We start from the raw sequence: 16,713 nt of genomic DNA, 5'->3' as shown, positions 1-16,713 counted from the left end.
AGAAAGCAATGAGCATTAAAATAAAACAGCGGGATATAACGGATTGCGGGGCAGCTTGTTTAGCTTCTGTCTCATCACACTATAAACTTGATCTTGCAGTTGCCCGTATCAGGCAACTGGCAGGTACCGATAAAAAAGGAACCAATGTGTTGGGCATGGTTGAAGCCGCCCAGAAACTAGGATTTGAAGCTAAAGGTGTAAAAGGACCTTTTGAAAGCCTGTTCAAAATACCTAAGCCTGCTATTGCCCACCTGGTGGTAAAAGAAATTTTACATCACTACGTAGTGATTTATAAAGTTACCGATAAATTCATTGAGGTGATGGACCCGATTGACGGGCAACTGAGCCGGAGGACCCATGATGAATTTAAAAAAGAATGGTCTGGAACGCTGGTACTGCTGTTGCCGTCGGAGGAATTTGAGGTTGGGAACGAAAAGAAATCTGTAGAGAGCCGCTTCTGGACACTGATTAAACCACACAAAAGCATTTTAATACAGGCGCTGTTTGGTGCTGTTGTTTATACCATTTTAGGTTTATCTACCTCAGTTTTTGTGCAAAAACTGGTTGACTTTGTATTGGTTGACGGTAATCACAACCTGCTCAATATTATGGGTATTGGTATGGTAATCATTTTGGCGTTGCAGCTTTTTATAGGTACAGCCAAAACCATATTTACCCTAAAAACCGGGCAAATGATTGATGCCAAGCTCATATTGGGGTATTACAAGCATTTGCTCCGGTTGCCGCAACAGTTTTTTGATACCATGCGTGTTGGGGAGATCATTTCGCGTATCAATGATGCGGTAAAGATCCGTACGTTTCTAAATGATGTAAGCATTAACTTTTTGGTGAACATATTTATCGTGGTGTTCTCATTCATCATGATGTTTAGCTATTACTGGAAACTGGCGCTCATCATGCTTAGCGTTATTCCTTTATATCTGGCTATTTATTACATAACTGATAAACTCAATAAAAAGGCACAGCGCAAACTGATGGAGGATGCCGCAGAGCTGGAATCGCAACTGGTAGAAAGCTTAAACTCTGTTGGTACCATTAAACGCTTCGGTTTGGAAAGCCACGCTGATGAAAAAACAGAAGTGCGTTTTGTTAAACTGCTGAAGATTGGCCTGAAATCAAACCTGAACTCTGTTTTTTCGGGCACCTCATCCGAATTGATATCCCGTTTATTAACCATAGCCCTGCTTTGGGTAGGTGCAGGTTATGTGATGGATAATAAAATAACCCCGGGTGAGCTTTTATCATTTTATACCTTGATAGGTTATTTTACCGGGCCGGTATCGTCATTAATTGGTATGAACAGAACCGTGCAGGATGCTGTGATTGCGGCCGACAGGTTGTTTGAGATCATGGATCTGGAGCGCGAAAGTGATGAAAACCAAATTGAGCTTAGCCCTGATAAAATTGGTGATATCCGTTTTGAAAATGTTTCCTTCCGATACGGAACCAGGGTGTCTGTTTTTGATAATCTGAATTTGATTATTCCCAAAGGTAAATTTACCGCTATTGTAGGCGAAAGCGGTTCTGGCAAATCGACACTGATGTCGATACTGCAAAACATATACCCGATACAAGGCGGCAATGTGCGCATAGGCGATTATGATCTTAAATACATCAAAAACTCGTCTCTTCGCCAGATGATATCAGTAGTACCGCAGCAAATTGACTTATTTGCCGGTAATGTTATTGATAACATCGCTGTTGGCGATAATGAGCCAGATATGAAAAAGATCATAGACATATCGGCTAAACTGGGTATAACCGGGTTTATAGAATCGTTACCCAAAGGATTTCAGACCTACCTGGGTGAGAATGGAACGTCGCTGTCTGGCGGGCAAAGGCAACGCATCGCCATAGCCCGGGCATTGTACCGCAGCCCCGAGATCCTGATACTGGACGAAGCGACATCTTCGCTTGATTCTGTATCTGAAAAATATGTGCAAAAGATGATTGAAATGTTGAAAGAGGAAGAAAAGACGGTAATTGTTATTACTCACCGTTCAAGCACCTTAAATAATGCCGATAATATTATTGTATTGGACAAAGGCGTAGTGGTGGAACAAGGCAGCCATAAAAAATTGAATTATAGCTTGAGCTAGGGTAGGAATCCGAAAGTCAGAAAAGTTTGGAAGTCCGAAAAATGTCATCTGTTAAAATAAAAGAAGCCAGGCGGGTATACCCACCTGGCTTCTTTTATTTTAATTCAAAAATCCTTACCCCTTGTTCTCCTTATCTTTTATCCAGCAGGATATCTCCGTTTTAGTAAAGCATAAAATTTTTCGGTGGTAGCGGGCTTGCTTTCCCAGTTGTTTTTTACAACATAGTTGGTTTTCAAGAAACGTTCGGCTTCATCAAATGAATTAAAGCGGTTCACTATTTCAACGGCTTCACTGTAAGCCAGACTGTAACCATTAAACAGATCTTTGATATAAAGCAGTTTATCATTCAGGTTAATGGCCGATTTTAGATCAGTTATAGGCAAAACAGTCGCGGGTGAGGTAGCAGCAGCTCCCTTATCTTTTTCGGCTTTTAATGCCGATATTTTTTGATTAATAGTAAGTACCTTATCATCGGTTACAGCTTTGCTGTCATCAGTATGATCAATAACCTGTTTTGCAACATGGTTGAGTGGTAGTTCTGGGATGGGTTGAGCATCTGTGGTTACAGGCAAAAGCTGTTCAGTAAGCTCTTCCTGTTCAAAATGATCTTCTTCGTCTTCCCATTCAGCAGCCTGGTCAAGTTCTAATTCTTCTTTTACAGGTTCTGGTTCATGGCGTTCAAATGAATAGGTATCGCTTGTGTTTTCAGACTTCAGATCGATATGTGGTACGGGCTCCTCTTCCTTTAATGGTTCTGGCTCTTTTTGAACAGGATTATAAGTTGGCTGAACAGGTGGAACAACCGCTTGGGTTAGCTCAAGTTTACTTTCAGCAGCAGGCTTTTGTTGTACAACAGGTTCAAAATAACGTTGTTCATGTATAGGCTCCGGTTTTTTGTCAATAGGTGCCGGAGGAGGCAAGGGCAACGGAATAGGTTTGCTTATTTCTATTAACGGTTCGGGCTTTTCGGCAATAGGTGCCGGTGCGGACGGATTGGCGCGTTCATGCAGCCGGCGTAATATTTCGGCATGATCTTTCAGAAAATGGGCATTGGCAACAAACAGTTCCAACTCAAGTTCATTTAGTTCGCTGCTTTCGGCTTCAAGATAATTATATTGGTCATTAAGCTCTTTTAAAATACCACCTATCTTTTTAAATACATCCAATTGCTTCATGGCTTCAATCTTAGAAAAATGCTTACCAAAAATAGGATTAAATTCTGATATTTGCCCTCCACAATAGTCAGAATGGTATTTAACGAGGAAATTTTTAAACGTAAAAGTGAATTAGGCGGAAGTATTGAACTGATCTGCGGATCGATGTTTTCTGGTAAAACAGAAGAACTGATCAGGAGGCTTAATCGGGCCCGTATCGCGAAGCTCAAAATAGAGATATTTAGCCCAAAAGCCGACACTCGTTTTGTTGAAGATGCCCTGGTATCACACAATGCCAATTCAATTCCTTCTACCCCGGTTGATAGTGCCTCGGCTATATTGTTATTGAGTAGTGATGTGCATGTTGTTGGTATTGATGAGGCTCAGTTTTTTGATGATGAACTGCCCGATGTTTGTAATGTATTAGCCAACAAAGGTATACGTGTAATAGTTGCAGGCTTGGATATGGATTTTAAGGGCCGCCCATTCGGCCCGATGCCGGCTATTATGGCAATTGCCGAGTCGGTTACCAAATTACATGCTGTTTGTGTAAGGTGTGGTAACCCGGCTCTATATTCCTATCGTTTAGTGCCCGATGAGGCCAAAATACTTCTGGGCGAACAGGAAAGCTATGAGCCTCGTTGCCGGATTTGCTACCATAGCTAATAGGAAAAATATTTTTTGTATAAATCCCTCTTTTTCAAAACAAAAGGTAGCATGTTATGTGTTTATGTTTTGGTAGGGTGCTTATAGTTAATTTATTTAATTATAATTAAAGCATGTGGTATTCATTCTTAAGTTAAGGGTTTTATGGCGAAAAAAATCTTAGTGATCGAAGACGATAAAGATATCAGGGATACCATTGTGTACGTACTGGAAGAGGAGGGCTATGAGGTAATAGCCTCTGATAATGCCAGGATACTGAAAAAAGTAAATGATCTGGAACCTGATCTGATATTGCTCGATAACTGGCTTACTGACTGGACTAGTGATTTAAGCGGGCAACAATTGAGCAAGGCATTAAAAAATAACCCGACTACCAAGCATATACCGGTGATTCTTGTTTCGGCGATTAATAATTTAAAAGAAATTGCCCAGGCTGGCGAGGCTGATGGTTACATCCAAAAACCATTTGACTTGACCGAACTCATTGAAGTGGTAAAACGGCATATTACAATAGATTTGTAAAAGAATTGACATAATAATGAACCGGCCTTTCAAAACATATTTGAAAGGCCGGTTTGGTATTTATAGCTTCATGCCGAAGCCGATATTAAATGTGCGTCCGTCGGCTGGTAAAATTCCAGGACCCGGGTACATATTGATGCGACGGGTAAAATATTTGGCGTTAAACAGATTATTGAGGTTTGCTGTAAGATGATAGTTTTTGAGAAAGTTAAAGTTAAATGCCCAGTCAACAACATGGTAAGCTGGTACCAAACCTGTGGCGCCGGTTGGATTAAATACGGTATTGTTAGCATCGCTGAAACTTTTGCTGGTGAAGCTGTACAGGAGCGTGCTGCTCACACGTCCGCTTAAAAATGTTAAACCTGTGCGGTTTATCCAATCGGGGGTGCTTTCGGTATAATTATTTTTTAAGCTGATATTTTTACCCGACTGATTAATGGATCCATTGATATAACGGCCATGGGTATAAGCCAGGGAGTTAAACAATCGCAGATCGCTGCCGGCATGCTCATTAAATGATCTGATCAATGATACTTCGGTATAAGCCTCTACGCCTTTGGCAACAGCGTCGCCAATGTTGGTCATAAACAGGTGGGTTACATTGTTGGCATCGGTTTGGGTTAATGTACCGGCGCGGTTATTATAGCGTACGTAAAAGCCATTAACATCGAAATTAAATATATTGTTTATGCGACCACGGTATCCCAGGTCGATATCATAACCACGACTGTCTTTAATGTTAGGATCAATAACAGTAAGCTGATCGGCAGGGGTAACGGCGGCGTATAGATACGGACGGTAGGCCTGCGAAAAATTACCGTATAACTGACTGCCATTGCTAAACTCATATTGAAGACCTGTACCAAAAAGGGGGTAGTTGCGGTTGCCTTTATAACCTATCGGGAAGCTGGCATTATTAATAACGCCCGATGTGGTAGTTTTGATCACCTCGTATCGTACACCTGGAGTTATTGTAAATGCAGGCGTTACCTGGAAAATATTTTCGGCAAAGGCGGCGTAGTTCAAACTGTGTAACCTCAGATTGATACCATAGGGCTTAACCAGGCTAAGATCGAAGTCAGTCCCAGTTGTACCTACACCCTTTTGTTTACGCTTGGTTGTTTCCTCAAAATACCTTAACCCGGTAGTAAGGGTGCTTTTCAGGTCGCCCAGTTTATAGCTATGTAACAAACGGGCTTCGGTAGTAAAGCCTGCATAATAATCACGATCAACCTGACGTGGGTTATAAGTGTTTAGCTTGGTATTAACCGTATCGGGCACATTAGGTGTATTGATGAACTGTACACTGTTACGCTGACCAAATAATACATGAGAGGTTACTTCCAGTCTGGTATTACTATTGAAGACGTAATTAAAAAGTAATGCCGGGATATTGATCTCCGGATTAAAGAAATTACGGAAGCGGGTAGATTGCCGGTTGTTGGCATTAAACTGATCGTCGGTTAAACCGCCTGCTATTTGCTGTCGATAATCTGAACGGGAGAATTGCAGTGCGACGCTGCCTTTGCTGTTAAACTGGTATTTAATGTTGGCATAATATGCCCGATAGTTAAAAGCAGCATCAGGGCGCCATCCATCACCCGTGCGGGCCGAGTAAAAGGCGTAATAACTTATCTTGCCTACTTTGCCCCCAATAGCGTTATAGGAGTTAAAAAAGCGATTAGAGCCGCCGCTTTGTTCGGTTTCAAAACCAAACACCTTGGTGCTGTCGCCTTCTTTAATTTTATAGTTGACCATTCCGCCAAACTGGCTGCCAAATTGCAACGCTGCCGAACCACGTACATATTGAATTTCGCTAATGGCCTGGAAGGGTACATTATAATGGTTTTCGGGGTAACCAAATACATCAGAATTGGTATTATAACCATTTTGACGCATGTTAACCTCAATTGACCTGTGCACATCGGTGCCCCTGGTACCAATATTGATTTGCAGGCCAGCGCCGTCCATTTCCCAAACGTTTAATCCCGGCACTTTGGCAAAGGTCATTCGGACGTTGTTATTGGCCAGGTTTGCTTTACCCTCATCAGGGAATAACAGGTTTGTTTTTTTACCGGCAAAAATGTAAGTGCCTGTTACATTGGGTAGATGCTTGAGCCGGTTTTCCTTGATAATTACGCTATCGAGCTGCAATGTATCCCTGGTGTTTTTTTGTTGGGCATACAAATGGTTAAAACCTAAAACAAGCGGTATAAGTAATAATATTTTATAAAAATTATTCATATAAGAGGAATTGATATAATGATCAGCATATCAGTTAATACCACATACATCAAGCTCTCGCAAAACAGAGCAGCAATCATGTATGGCCTAACTTTATTAATAATTGGGAAGAAGTAGATATTAAACCATTGTTTCCGGAGGTCTGCCGGCAATCTGAATCAATGGCTGTCTTATGCTGATATAAATGAAGGTATTTAATTTTTTCACTTCCGGAGACGCCGCAAAAAGGATATTAGAGGTTGTGGGGAAATTATATTTATTATCGGCCCCGGTTTTTTTGCCGGATGATTCATGCGCTTTTTTACTTACGGGAATATCATTTACCTGTTTGGCACATATGATGTTTTCATTAAGTAGATTGGTGGTTTCATAGTTTGGTATGCACTGTACAAATAGGGTATCGCGGGTCATTTTAAGCTTTACATAGTTGTAGGCTACACCGTTTAACTGAATTTGGCCCGATACGCGCGCGTAGGCTTTCCAATCCCGTATTTGGGGCAGGTGCTGTTTTATTTTTATTTCGATAAGATTATTGGTATCGTATTTACCCTTGCTTATTTGATCGGTCACAAACTTATCCGACTGATTTACCAGGTATTGGTTGAGCACCAGATAGCCTCCTGCATTAAACAGGTGTGCAAAAAGCACAAATGTAGCTAGTATTCGATTCAATTAGGAATTAATCTAAATAAAAACAATACTAATAAAAATTTATCAGGAATGGTAATTTTATTCGTGATAAATCAAAGATTATGATTGGTGTATTTTACACACTAAGCGCCTGCGTAAAACGCTTAAGGAAAGGAGATATGGCTGCGTTATAAAGCAGTTTTGGGTAGTGGCCTTTTAAACCTCAAAATGTAATAAAAACTTAATTGCCTTATTTATAGTTGATTGTTGATTATTAACCGTATCTTTACTTAATTAAATAAAAATATAATGCAAGGAACAGTAAAATTTTTCAATGAAAGCAAAGGTTTTGGATTTATTACACCAAGCAATGGTGGTGCCGAAGTTTTTGTACATGCCTCAGGCCTTATTGACACTATCCGTGAAAACGACAGTGTTACCTACGATGTAGAACAAGGTAAAAAAGGCTTAAATGCGGTAAATGTAAAAGTAGGTTAAATAACTATTATTATAATCGTACAAGCATCTGCACATTGTGTGGATGCTTTTTTTTGTGCCCTGAAATTGGTATAAATAAAAAAGCGGATGGTTTTGGCCATCCGCTTTTTATTCATGGGCTAATGCCCGGTAATTACTTAGTTCAAATACGATTGTAAAAGATTTGATTTGGAGTTATGACGCAAACGCATCAAAGCTTTATCTTTTAACTGACGTACACGTTCGCGTGTAAGATTAAATTTCTCGCCTATTTCCTCTAAAGAGTGAGGGGCATAACCACCCAAACCGAAGAATAAAATAATAACCTCACGGTCGCGCTCGGCAAGTATACTTAATGAACGTTTGATCTCTTGCGAAAGAGAGTCCATCATCAGTTCGGTATCAGTCGCGGCATCAGTGCTTTGCAATACGTCAAGCAGGGTGTTTTCTTCACCCTGTATAAACGGAGCATCCATAGATATTTGACGGCCGGCATTACTCAGTGAGTCGGCAATTTTGTCAACAGATACTTCCAGGTCTTCTGCCAGTTCCTCAGGGGTTGGCTGTCTTTCAAATTCCTGCTCTAATTTCGAAGCCGCTTTATGTATCTTACTTAATGAACCAATTTGGTTTAAAGGTAAGCGCACAATACGTGATTGCTCCGCAACAGCAGATAATATTGACTGGCGAATCCACCATACAGCGTATGAAATAAATTTAAAGCCTTTGGTTTCGTCAAAACGTTTTGCCGCTTTAATTAAACCTAAATTGCCTTCGTTTATAAGGTCGCCTAAGGTAAGGCCCTGATTTTGGTACTGTTTTGCCACTGATACTACAAAGCGAAGGTTAGTTTTTGTTAACCTTTCTAATGCAGCCTGGTCGCCCTCACGGATCTTCTGCGCCAGGATCACTTCTTCCTGTGCACTAATTAAATCTACCTTGCCTATTTCGTGCAGATACTTTTCAAGCGACTGAGACTCGCGGTTAGTAATGGATTGGGATATTTTAAGTTGTCTCATTTTTTTGAATAGATTTTTTTCAAGCTAATAAACAGTCCGATAAGATTTTGTCTGGCTAACTTAACCAGGCGGTATTAAAAAATAAATTAAATTAAACTTTGCTTCTGTAAATTTTACTATACCCGGGATAGTTACGAGGGTTGGCTAATGCTGTTATTGCAGTACGAAGCGTGGTGTTAGTAACCAATAAATGTTTAATCAAATGTATGATCTCTTAAATGGATGCACAAAGATACTCAATTAAATGCTATTATTGTGTCAAAATTACATGACGCAGGGATGTAATAACGGTTTATTATGCTCTTTTTTTAATTTAGTTGGTTATTTCGGCGCTTGTCTCTTCTTTTTTCGCCCGGTTCTTGTTCCACTTTATCTTGATCTTGCCATCGTCACCGTCTGTAGCTAATATATGCAAAACAATGCCCCGCATACGTTTTTTATTTCGTTCAGTTTGATCAACTATAGCAGTATCCTTTTTAGGGTTACGCAACGGTATGTCAAGCGCTATGTTTGTACCCCTTGATAAAGAATATACACCAGCCACATCCATATTCAATACGCTTGAGTTGATCTGCATAGGGTTGATGGTAATTTTATCGCCATTAATATCAAATTTGCCTTTCAGGTTTGAAAATGTAATGTTTTTCAGATCACGAAACGGGAAGGCGAATTTTCCTATACTTGTAATAGGCGTAAAATTAACCAGCGCGCCCTTCTTCAGCTCAAAAGTAGTAACTCCGTTTAATGATCTTGGTACAACATTACCCGCGTTATTGATGCTGCCGGTAAGATGTGCCTGTGCCGATAAAAGGCCTTTTAAATTTTTATTAGTAAAGCTTTTTAATCCAAAATCATTAAACGCATAAAAGAAGTTGCTGATATTAACATTATCAATTTGCGTGTTGAGCAAAAAAGTATTCGCCGCACCAGTCTGTACTATATTGCCAGCTAATTTTACTGATCCGCCAGCATTTTTTACGCTCACATTTTGAACTTTTATACTGTTATCGGCCAGTAGAAGATCGGCGGTGGCATCAGTAGCCAGGAATTTTTTATAATAAACTTTAGCAACGCGCAGATGCAATTCGGCACTACCTTTATCAAATACGGTGTTTAACTGGTTATTCAAATTGGTTTTACTGCCCTTACTTTTTGAAGATACCCCACCTTGCCGGGCATTCAAAAAGCCTAAAAACTCGGCTATATGCAACTGCGGACTTGTTATTTGCCATACGATCAGTATTTTTTGGGGTGCGGTATAATACAGGTTTAAAAAATTACTCACCTTGCCTTCCATATTTACCACACTATTACCAGTTTGTAACCGGATGTTGTTCATGTACAGGTCGTTCTTATAAAACCTTAGTGCAACGCCTGTATTTTTAAAATGAAGATTACGTGGTAAATAGCTTACATCGGCATTTTTAATATTAATTACACCGTCCAATAGGGGCTTATTTAGCTCGTAGTTTACCAGATCGGCTTTATAGGCCATTTTAATATCAGCTGTACCTTTTGTAAACTTCAGGCTCTGTTCGCCAATAACGGAGTTCAGTTTTTCTACATCAAAGTGCGACTTAAATATCCCCGATGCAACAGGAGTACTTAGGTTATTTATAAAAGCGGTATCAACTGTAAAAGGCAATTGCTTGTAGTTGCCGGTAAAATGATAAAGTTTTATTACCGAATTTTCATCAGTTAAACCCTTACCATTGATATAGTTGTTGCTGAAAACCCCACTGAAACTACAGTTGTCAATACGACCTGCAGGAGTAGTTAGTGTATTGTCTTTTACTTTACAGGTAACATAAAGCAAAGGGTCGCCGGCGCCGAAGCTACCTTTCAAATCGGCGGTTACCGCAATAGGTTTATCCAGATCAAACATCCGCAGGCTTTTGGTAATATTAGCAGCCAGTAGATTTGACGCGCTTTTCCAAAGGATATGATCGTCGGCAATGTTCAGTGTAAAAGTAACCGGGTCTTTAGCCAGGCTAAACTGACCACCAATGGTAAAAGTATCATCGCCAATGCCTAATTGGTTAGGCGCTACGGTGATTAACTTATTTTTGTTATCATAACTGATGTCAAAAGGCCCGTTGAGAAGCTTATCTTTTAAAAAGCTTCCTTTTTGGGTGTTGAATGAGAAACTTTTTACCAATGTTTTTAATTGGAGATGAGCTTTCCAGCCGGTGCTGAGGTAGTCCATTTTACCATCAATATCTTGCACCTCAAACTGAAATAATTTAAATGCTTTCCGGTCATCAACAACAAAATTCACGTTGCTGAGTTCAAAGCGTTTAATCTGGGTTGATGAGCTACTTTTTTCTTTAGTTTTTGTTGTACTATCCTGGTGATTGCTTTTAAAAACTGCGGTATTGCTATAACCGGTGCTGTCGGTAAACAGATCAATTTTAGCATTGCTAACCTCCACTTTATTAATAGATACCGTACCTTTTAGTAAGGCGCCGGCATCTACAGAAACATAAATATCTTTTGCATCCAGCAAGGTATGGTGATGGTTGGCCCAAAGTTTATCTTTCAGAGTAACATTCTTTAACGCTACTGATACACCCGGAAAGCCTTTAAAAAAAGTAGGATCGAGCCCGCCGATGGTAAGGGTACCATTCAGGTTTTTGTTAAGCTCGGTAGTGATGAGGTTAAGCACTTTTTGTTTGTTATAAACCACATAAAGAGTAACGCATATAAAAGCCACTATAACTAAGGCTATAATACCACTCAATATTTTTAACGTTGTTTTAACCCACTTAGGCATATTTGTTAATTTATCAATAAAGGGTTAAACAACCTAATTGTTTGTTTATAAAGCTACTGGTTGTGAAATGTCAGTTCTTTTTTACAAAGCATTTGGTGATTTATGGACAGTATGTTATAATGAAATATAGTCCAAAATATTTTTATCGACTTAGACTTCTGTAATGAAAATACTAAAATCTTTGAATGGATTAGTTACTGTTTATAAGTTTTAAAGCTTCCTTTATATAATGAAGGCCTTGATTGGTATAAGTTAACTTTAATGCAAACTGGTGGCCATGCGCATCCATCTTTAACAGTGATTTTTTGAGGATGTTAATCACCTTATCGGCTTCATATTTAGGGTGGAAATCCTCGTACTGAAACTGCAGAAAAACCAGGCATAGCGCATTTTCCATCGTTTGTACATCATGGTCTACCTTGATCTTTTGTTTCAGGATGATCTGCCGTACCCTGGCAATCTGCTCCGGATCGTACCCGACGTTTTCCATAATAGTAGCCGTTTTTTCCGCATGATACAGGGCTAGGTCTTTACGCCATTTTAAATAGGCCTCCCGACCTTCGGGGTAGGTGTTGCGCGGTATTTCCCAGCGACCGATATGCTGACTCCTGGATGCGAGCAATAATTCTTCGCTGGCATTAGGATCCAACTTATTTACCCAGTTGTACAGTTCAATAGCCAGAAAGTATTCTTGGGGATAGTTTATACCTTCCCAGGCAAAAGTGTTGGGGTCCTTTTGATTGTAGGCATCAAATTGCTCAAAAACGGCATTTAGCTTATTCATAGTTATAAATAATTCTTATCCGGAGTATTCCTTAAGCAATTGCCGGTAACGGTTCAGCACGCTTGATTTGGATATAAAACCTACAAATTTGTGCTGATCAACCACCGGCAGATTCCAGGTGTTGGTTTCATCAAATTTTTTGACAATTTCCCGTACATCATCCTCCGCGTCAATAATAGCAGGAGGGGTAACCATTACTTTCTGTACGTTCAATTCATCATACATATCCTTATTAAACATCACCGGCCTGATATCATCTAATCTGATGATACCTTCCAGTACATGATCATCATTGGTTACGGCAATAAAGTTTTTCTTACCCACACTGATCAGCTCAATCAATTCTGTAAATGAGGCGTAGATGCTGATTTCCTGTATGTCATGATCGATCAGATCAGACGTATGCAACAGCAGGAGCAGGTTTTGATCATGCTCGCGGGTAAATATCTTGCCTTCTTCGGCTAGTTGTTTTAAGTCGGGCGAAATGGCCGAAAAGCGTTTAGCGATCAGGAAAGACACCACCGAAACGATCATCAGCGGCAGAAAAAGATCATATCCCGAACTAGATTCTGCAATGAGGAATATAGCCGTCAGCGGTGCATACAGTACCCCGCTCATTACCCCCGCCATCCCCACAATAACCATATTGGTTGTAGGTACATTCGGGATCCCCATTTGGGTGCATACCACTGCTATAAAATAACCCAGAGTACCACCTGCAAATAAGGATGGCGCGAAATTACCACCATTACCACCGCCATAAATAGTGATAGAGGTGGCAAATGCTTTTAACAGGCAAATAAAGCCCAGGAACAATAAAATAAACCACTCATGAAAAGTGAAATATTTAAAAAAGCTAACCGCTACTACCGATTCTATCTTTCCCGTGGCCAGCACTTTAATGGTTGAGTAACCCTCACCAAACAAAGGCGGAAACAGTACACAGAGTATAGATAACAAGAGCCCGGCTATAATGGCCTTTTGTAACCTGCTTCTTTTGAGGTGTTTAAATTGATGCTCCACCCATTGTGATATCACCACAAAGTAACGGGCATACAAACCGCAGGCAATGCCCAGTACAATATAGAACGGTATATTTTTATAATTAAAGGCCTGTCTTGATGTAAACTGAAATAAGGCTTCCTCGTTCAAAATGATCCTGGATACCAGGCTGCCGCAAACGGCAGCAACAACCAGGGGTATAAAATCGGTAAAAACCACACCGGTAAGCAATATTTCAAACGCGAACATCATACCCGCTATAGGTGCATTGAATGCTGAAGCTATACCTGCTGTTGCGCCTGCAGCCAGTAACAGGGTGCGGTCTTTATAATCTAGCTTGTAGGTTTTGGCAAAGTTGGAGCCAATGGCCGAGCCCGTTACCGCGATGGGGCTTTCCAGACCCGCCGAACCACCCAAACCTACCGTAATGGCACTCTGCACTATTTGGGAGTACATTTTTACCGGTGATACCAGGCTGGAGTTCTGGGCAATTTCGTATAGTATGGCCGGGATCCCTTTACGATCGTTACCCCGGTAAATATATAATACGACCAGTGTGGTGAGTACAATACCCAGCAGGGGGAATACCACGTAAAAAACAACCTGCTCTTCAAACTGAAATTTGGAAGTAATGAGATAATGGATATAATGCACCAACATTTTTAAAACCACCCCGGCCAAACCAGCTGTACAACCCACTAAGATACCCGATAGTATCAGGAAATGGCTGTGCGAAAGATTCTTGCGAACCCAAAGCAATATGATCTCGTAACTCCTGACCTTTTGAACACTGTTGGCCCTGAAATCGCGCTGAAACTTAAAGAAGTTATGAAAACGTTTTAATTTACTGTACTTACTCAATGAAAACCTCCCGGCTGCAATTTAGGTATAAATTTGGAGCAAGTATTAAGATATTCAAATCAGTAAAATCCGTGTCATCAATTGTTTGGCTTATTTGCTGGCCATAAAACTTTTTAAACCTTAAATTTTAACACTTTTCGGGTCGAAATGGATGGAAAATTGCTCGAAAACTGCTTGAAAAACCCTCATTTTAACACTTTTTAACAAATTTTAACACAGTTTTGAGTGGTTTTAAAAACTTTAAAAAGTATTAATTTATTGATTGTTAAATAGATACATATAAAATGGTCAGTTTTGGGCCCTGTTGGAGTCTTAACAAAACAGCCCGGTTTTCTTTAAAAAAGGAATCGGGCTGTTGACATAAATATACTAAAAATTATAGGGATTGGAAAATTCTATGTTACGTTATTGTTAATCACACGGTAATTGTTGAAGTATAAACTTTCTGATAACAACCGGCACAACAGGAGTATCCTTTACTCTTCCTTTCAAGGCAAATATAGCTACATAACGAGGTTCTGTAATTAAATCTTTTACGGCTAATTCTTTAAAAGCGTCATTAACCGTTAACCCACCGGCATAAAGAAACCGGTAATGCCGACCCTGTTTTTCTATACGCAGGGCTGTGTGTTTTAAATTTCCAAACAATACGGGCTTTTCTGCCGCGCTATCGGGTGCTAATACTTTAAAATGGATAAATTCCTCTGGCTTTTCACCGTTTCCGGGTGTGGATATCGCCTGCACGATAACTTCTTTTGGTTGTTGATTGCCACCAAAGAAATCATTGTAGCCCAATGAAATTCGTATACTTGGGCTGTTAAGACTACTATCGGCTAATAACAAAAGGCCCGCCTGCTGCCATTCTCCGGCCGGAATAAAGCTTTCCATTTGCAATTCGGCTTTAAAGCAGTTTTGGGGCAATTTCCTGATCAACAGATTTTGTATAGATGGCGCACTGGAGGTATCGGGCCAGTTATCTCCTGGTAAAGTAAATAACGTTAATGAGTTCGCCAGGCTATTTCGTTTCATCCAGTACTCATCATTCTTATTAACCACCTGCCATCCCTTGTTTTGAAAACTCTGCTCATCAGTTCTTTTAAAATCATCCGTAAATGAAAGAGCTGCCTGTGATTTATACCACCAATAAAGTGCTATACCGGAAATTAATATGATGATCCCTAATACCGCGAAAACCGGAAAACGATTCTTTGCTTTTGGAGCTACCTCTACTTTTTCAAGATAACGCTCCCGGTATAAAAACCAATAAGGATGATGAGCCTCGTTATTTTTTCTGGTGACCTCGTTTGTATAAGGTGCTTTTAAAACGTACCGGGCAAGTGCATCCAGTGTTGCTATCGATGGGTTTTCTTGTTTTTCATTTTCATTACCCAATACATAAAAAGAATAGTTTTTTAGGCTGCGCCAGCCAATACTAAGACCAGTATGTTCCCAAATCTGATTATAAAAGAGCTTGCTTTCCGTTTCCGATACGGGTTGTTTCAACGGTTGTTTAAAACACAACACATATGCCTCTCGGTACAAAGTCGAAAAAACTAAATAATCGGGATGGTCCATATTGTCAACTAAAGGGCTTTAGGCTATAAATATACAATTCCGTAAGATTTCCGCTGCCTTACCGCATTAATTATACCATCTGCGCCAGTTTTGCAATGTGCAATATCGCCGCGTTTTTATCTTATTCATGAAATTTTTATTGTTATCGGTTTTGTTATTTTTAGGCATCAATGTTAGTGCTCAATCATTGCAGCTCCATTATGATCTGCGCCATACATTGGATCCTAGTCACAACCCACAAAATTTCCCAACGCTTTACTTTGAATATTTTAAAATCCAGGATACCACTAAATCCTTTGTTAAGCTTGGTGCATTCTTATTAAAAACTCAAGTTGATTTTACTGGCGAACAATCAAACATAGGGCAATTTTATATGCAGGTATTCCAGCAGTTTCGTTTCTGGAAACCTAAAATATTTATTAGTATACAATATAGCGGAGGACTTGGCATCACTACGCCAAGACAATACAGTTATTATATTCAAAATACCTATTCGATAGGTTTAACATATCCTTTTAAACTGGGAAACGCATTTGTGAGCAGCGGGGTTGATTTAAAACATACCACTTTCGCAAAACCCAGTTCTGATCTGTCGTACTCGTTCTATTTTTGGAAGGGGCTATTTAACTACAGGATGGAGTTTTCGGGTGATTTTTCCATTTGGACACAAAACAAAAATCATGGTGACAATTTAACCATAGGGTTGCACGGAAAGCAATTATTGTTTTTTGCCGAACCCCAATTCTGGTATAAGCTTAACAAAACGGTTGCTGCAGGTACTAAAATAAACATGTATTACCACACGCTCACTCCTGATGATATTTTACATACTTATCCATCAATCGCGTTCAGGCTTAAATTATAATCATACAACCAGATAGTTAAA

General features: G+C 39.9%; 13 protein-coding genes. 5 read left to right on the top strand and 8 right to left on the bottom strand.

All coding sequences use genetic code 11. From position 1 onward, the window contains the following. The first annotated feature begins 8 nt into the window (after positions 1-8). Positions 9-2,120, top strand: coding sequence for a peptidase domain-containing ABC transporter (locus BW976_RS25880; RefSeq protein WP_076378035.1), 2,112 nt, complete (start codon positions 9-11; stop codon positions 2,118-2,120). 137 nt (positions 2,121-2,257) lie between these two features. On the opposite strand, the gene BW976_RS25875 is transcribed toward BW976_RS25880, so the two are convergent. Continuing rightward, positions 2,258-3,295: a hypothetical protein gene (locus BW976_RS25875; RefSeq protein ID WP_076378033.1), complete on the bottom strand. Its 1,038-nt coding sequence runs from the start codon at positions 3,293-3,295 to the stop codon at positions 2,258-2,260. Between the two features lie 72 nt (positions 3,296-3,367). Here BW976_RS25875 and BW976_RS25870 point away from each other — a divergent pair, with 72 nt between their 5' ends. Together BW976_RS25870 and BW976_RS25865 are read left to right on the top strand one after the other, a co-directional pair. After that, positions 3,368-3,940 carry a thymidine kinase gene (locus tag BW976_RS25870; RefSeq protein ID WP_076378031.1) on the top strand — a complete coding sequence of 191 codons (573 nt, stop codon included), beginning with the start codon at positions 3,368-3,370 and terminating at the stop codon, positions 3,938-3,940. A 144-nt stretch (positions 3,941-4,084) separates the two neighbouring features. Then, positions 4,085-4,462, top strand: coding sequence for a response regulator (locus BW976_RS25865; protein ID WP_076378029.1), 378 nt, complete (start codon positions 4,085-4,087; stop codon positions 4,460-4,462). 60 nt (positions 4,463-4,522) lie between these two features. Here BW976_RS25865 and BW976_RS25860 read toward each other — a convergent pair whose 3' ends face one another. Next, on the bottom strand, positions 4,523-6,706 hold the full coding sequence (locus tag BW976_RS25860; protein ID WP_076378027.1) for a TonB-dependent receptor family protein: 2,184 nt from the start codon (positions 6,704-6,706) through the stop codon (positions 4,523-4,525). A 120-nt stretch (positions 6,707-6,826) separates the two neighbouring features. After that, on the bottom strand, positions 6,827-7,378 hold the full coding sequence (locus BW976_RS25855; RefSeq protein ID WP_139332428.1) for a hypothetical protein: 552 nt from the start codon (positions 7,376-7,378) through the stop codon (positions 6,827-6,829). Positions 7,379-7,642: 264 nt separating this feature from the next. On the opposite strand from BW976_RS25855, the gene BW976_RS25850 reads away from it, so the two are divergent. Then, entirely contained in the window at positions 7,643-7,834 is a 192-nt protein-coding gene (locus tag BW976_RS25850) for a cold-shock protein (protein WP_076378023.1), read from the top strand. A 137-nt stretch (positions 7,835-7,971) separates the two neighbouring features. On the opposite strand, the gene BW976_RS25845 is transcribed toward BW976_RS25850, so the two are convergent. From BW976_RS25845 to BW976_RS25825, 5 genes are all read right to left on the bottom strand, one after another. After that, positions 7,972-8,832, bottom strand: a complete 861-nt coding sequence (locus BW976_RS25845) for a sigma-70 family RNA polymerase sigma factor (RefSeq protein WP_076378021.1) — start codon at positions 8,830-8,832, stop codon at positions 7,972-7,974. Between the two features lie 313 nt (positions 8,833-9,145). Beyond that, on the bottom strand, positions 9,146-11,605 hold the full coding sequence (locus BW976_RS25840; RefSeq protein WP_076378019.1) for an AsmA family protein: 2,460 nt from the start codon (positions 11,603-11,605) through the stop codon (positions 9,146-9,148). Positions 11,606-11,795: 190 nt separating this feature from the next. Continuing rightward, positions 11,796-12,389: a DUF4202 domain-containing protein gene (locus BW976_RS25835; RefSeq protein ID WP_076378017.1), complete on the bottom strand. Its 594-nt coding sequence runs from the start codon at positions 12,387-12,389 to the stop codon at positions 11,796-11,798. Positions 12,390-12,404: 15 nt separating this feature from the next. After that, positions 12,405-14,252 (bottom strand): chloride channel protein, encoded by a 1,848-nt coding sequence (locus tag BW976_RS25830; protein WP_076378015.1) that lies wholly within the window; start codon positions 14,250-14,252, stop codon positions 12,405-12,407. 411 nt (positions 14,253-14,663) lie between these two features. Then, positions 14,664-15,755: a hypothetical protein gene (locus BW976_RS25825; RefSeq protein ID WP_139332427.1), complete on the bottom strand. Its 1,092-nt coding sequence runs from the start codon at positions 15,753-15,755 to the stop codon at positions 14,664-14,666. Positions 15,756-15,954: 199 nt separating this feature from the next. On the opposite strand from BW976_RS25825, the gene BW976_RS25820 reads away from it, so the two are divergent. Next, positions 15,955-16,692, top strand: a complete 738-nt coding sequence (locus tag BW976_RS25820) for a DUF5020 family protein (protein WP_076378011.1) — start codon at positions 15,955-15,957, stop codon at positions 16,690-16,692. The last annotated feature ends 21 nt before the right edge of the window (positions 16,693-16,713 follow it).

It is taken from the genome of Mucilaginibacter lappiensis (assembly GCF_900155965.1).
Taxonomy (GTDB): domain Bacteria; phylum Bacteroidota; class Bacteroidia; order Sphingobacteriales; family Sphingobacteriaceae; genus Mucilaginibacter; species Mucilaginibacter lappiensis.
This window is presented reverse-complemented; position numbering and strand designations above follow the sequence as displayed.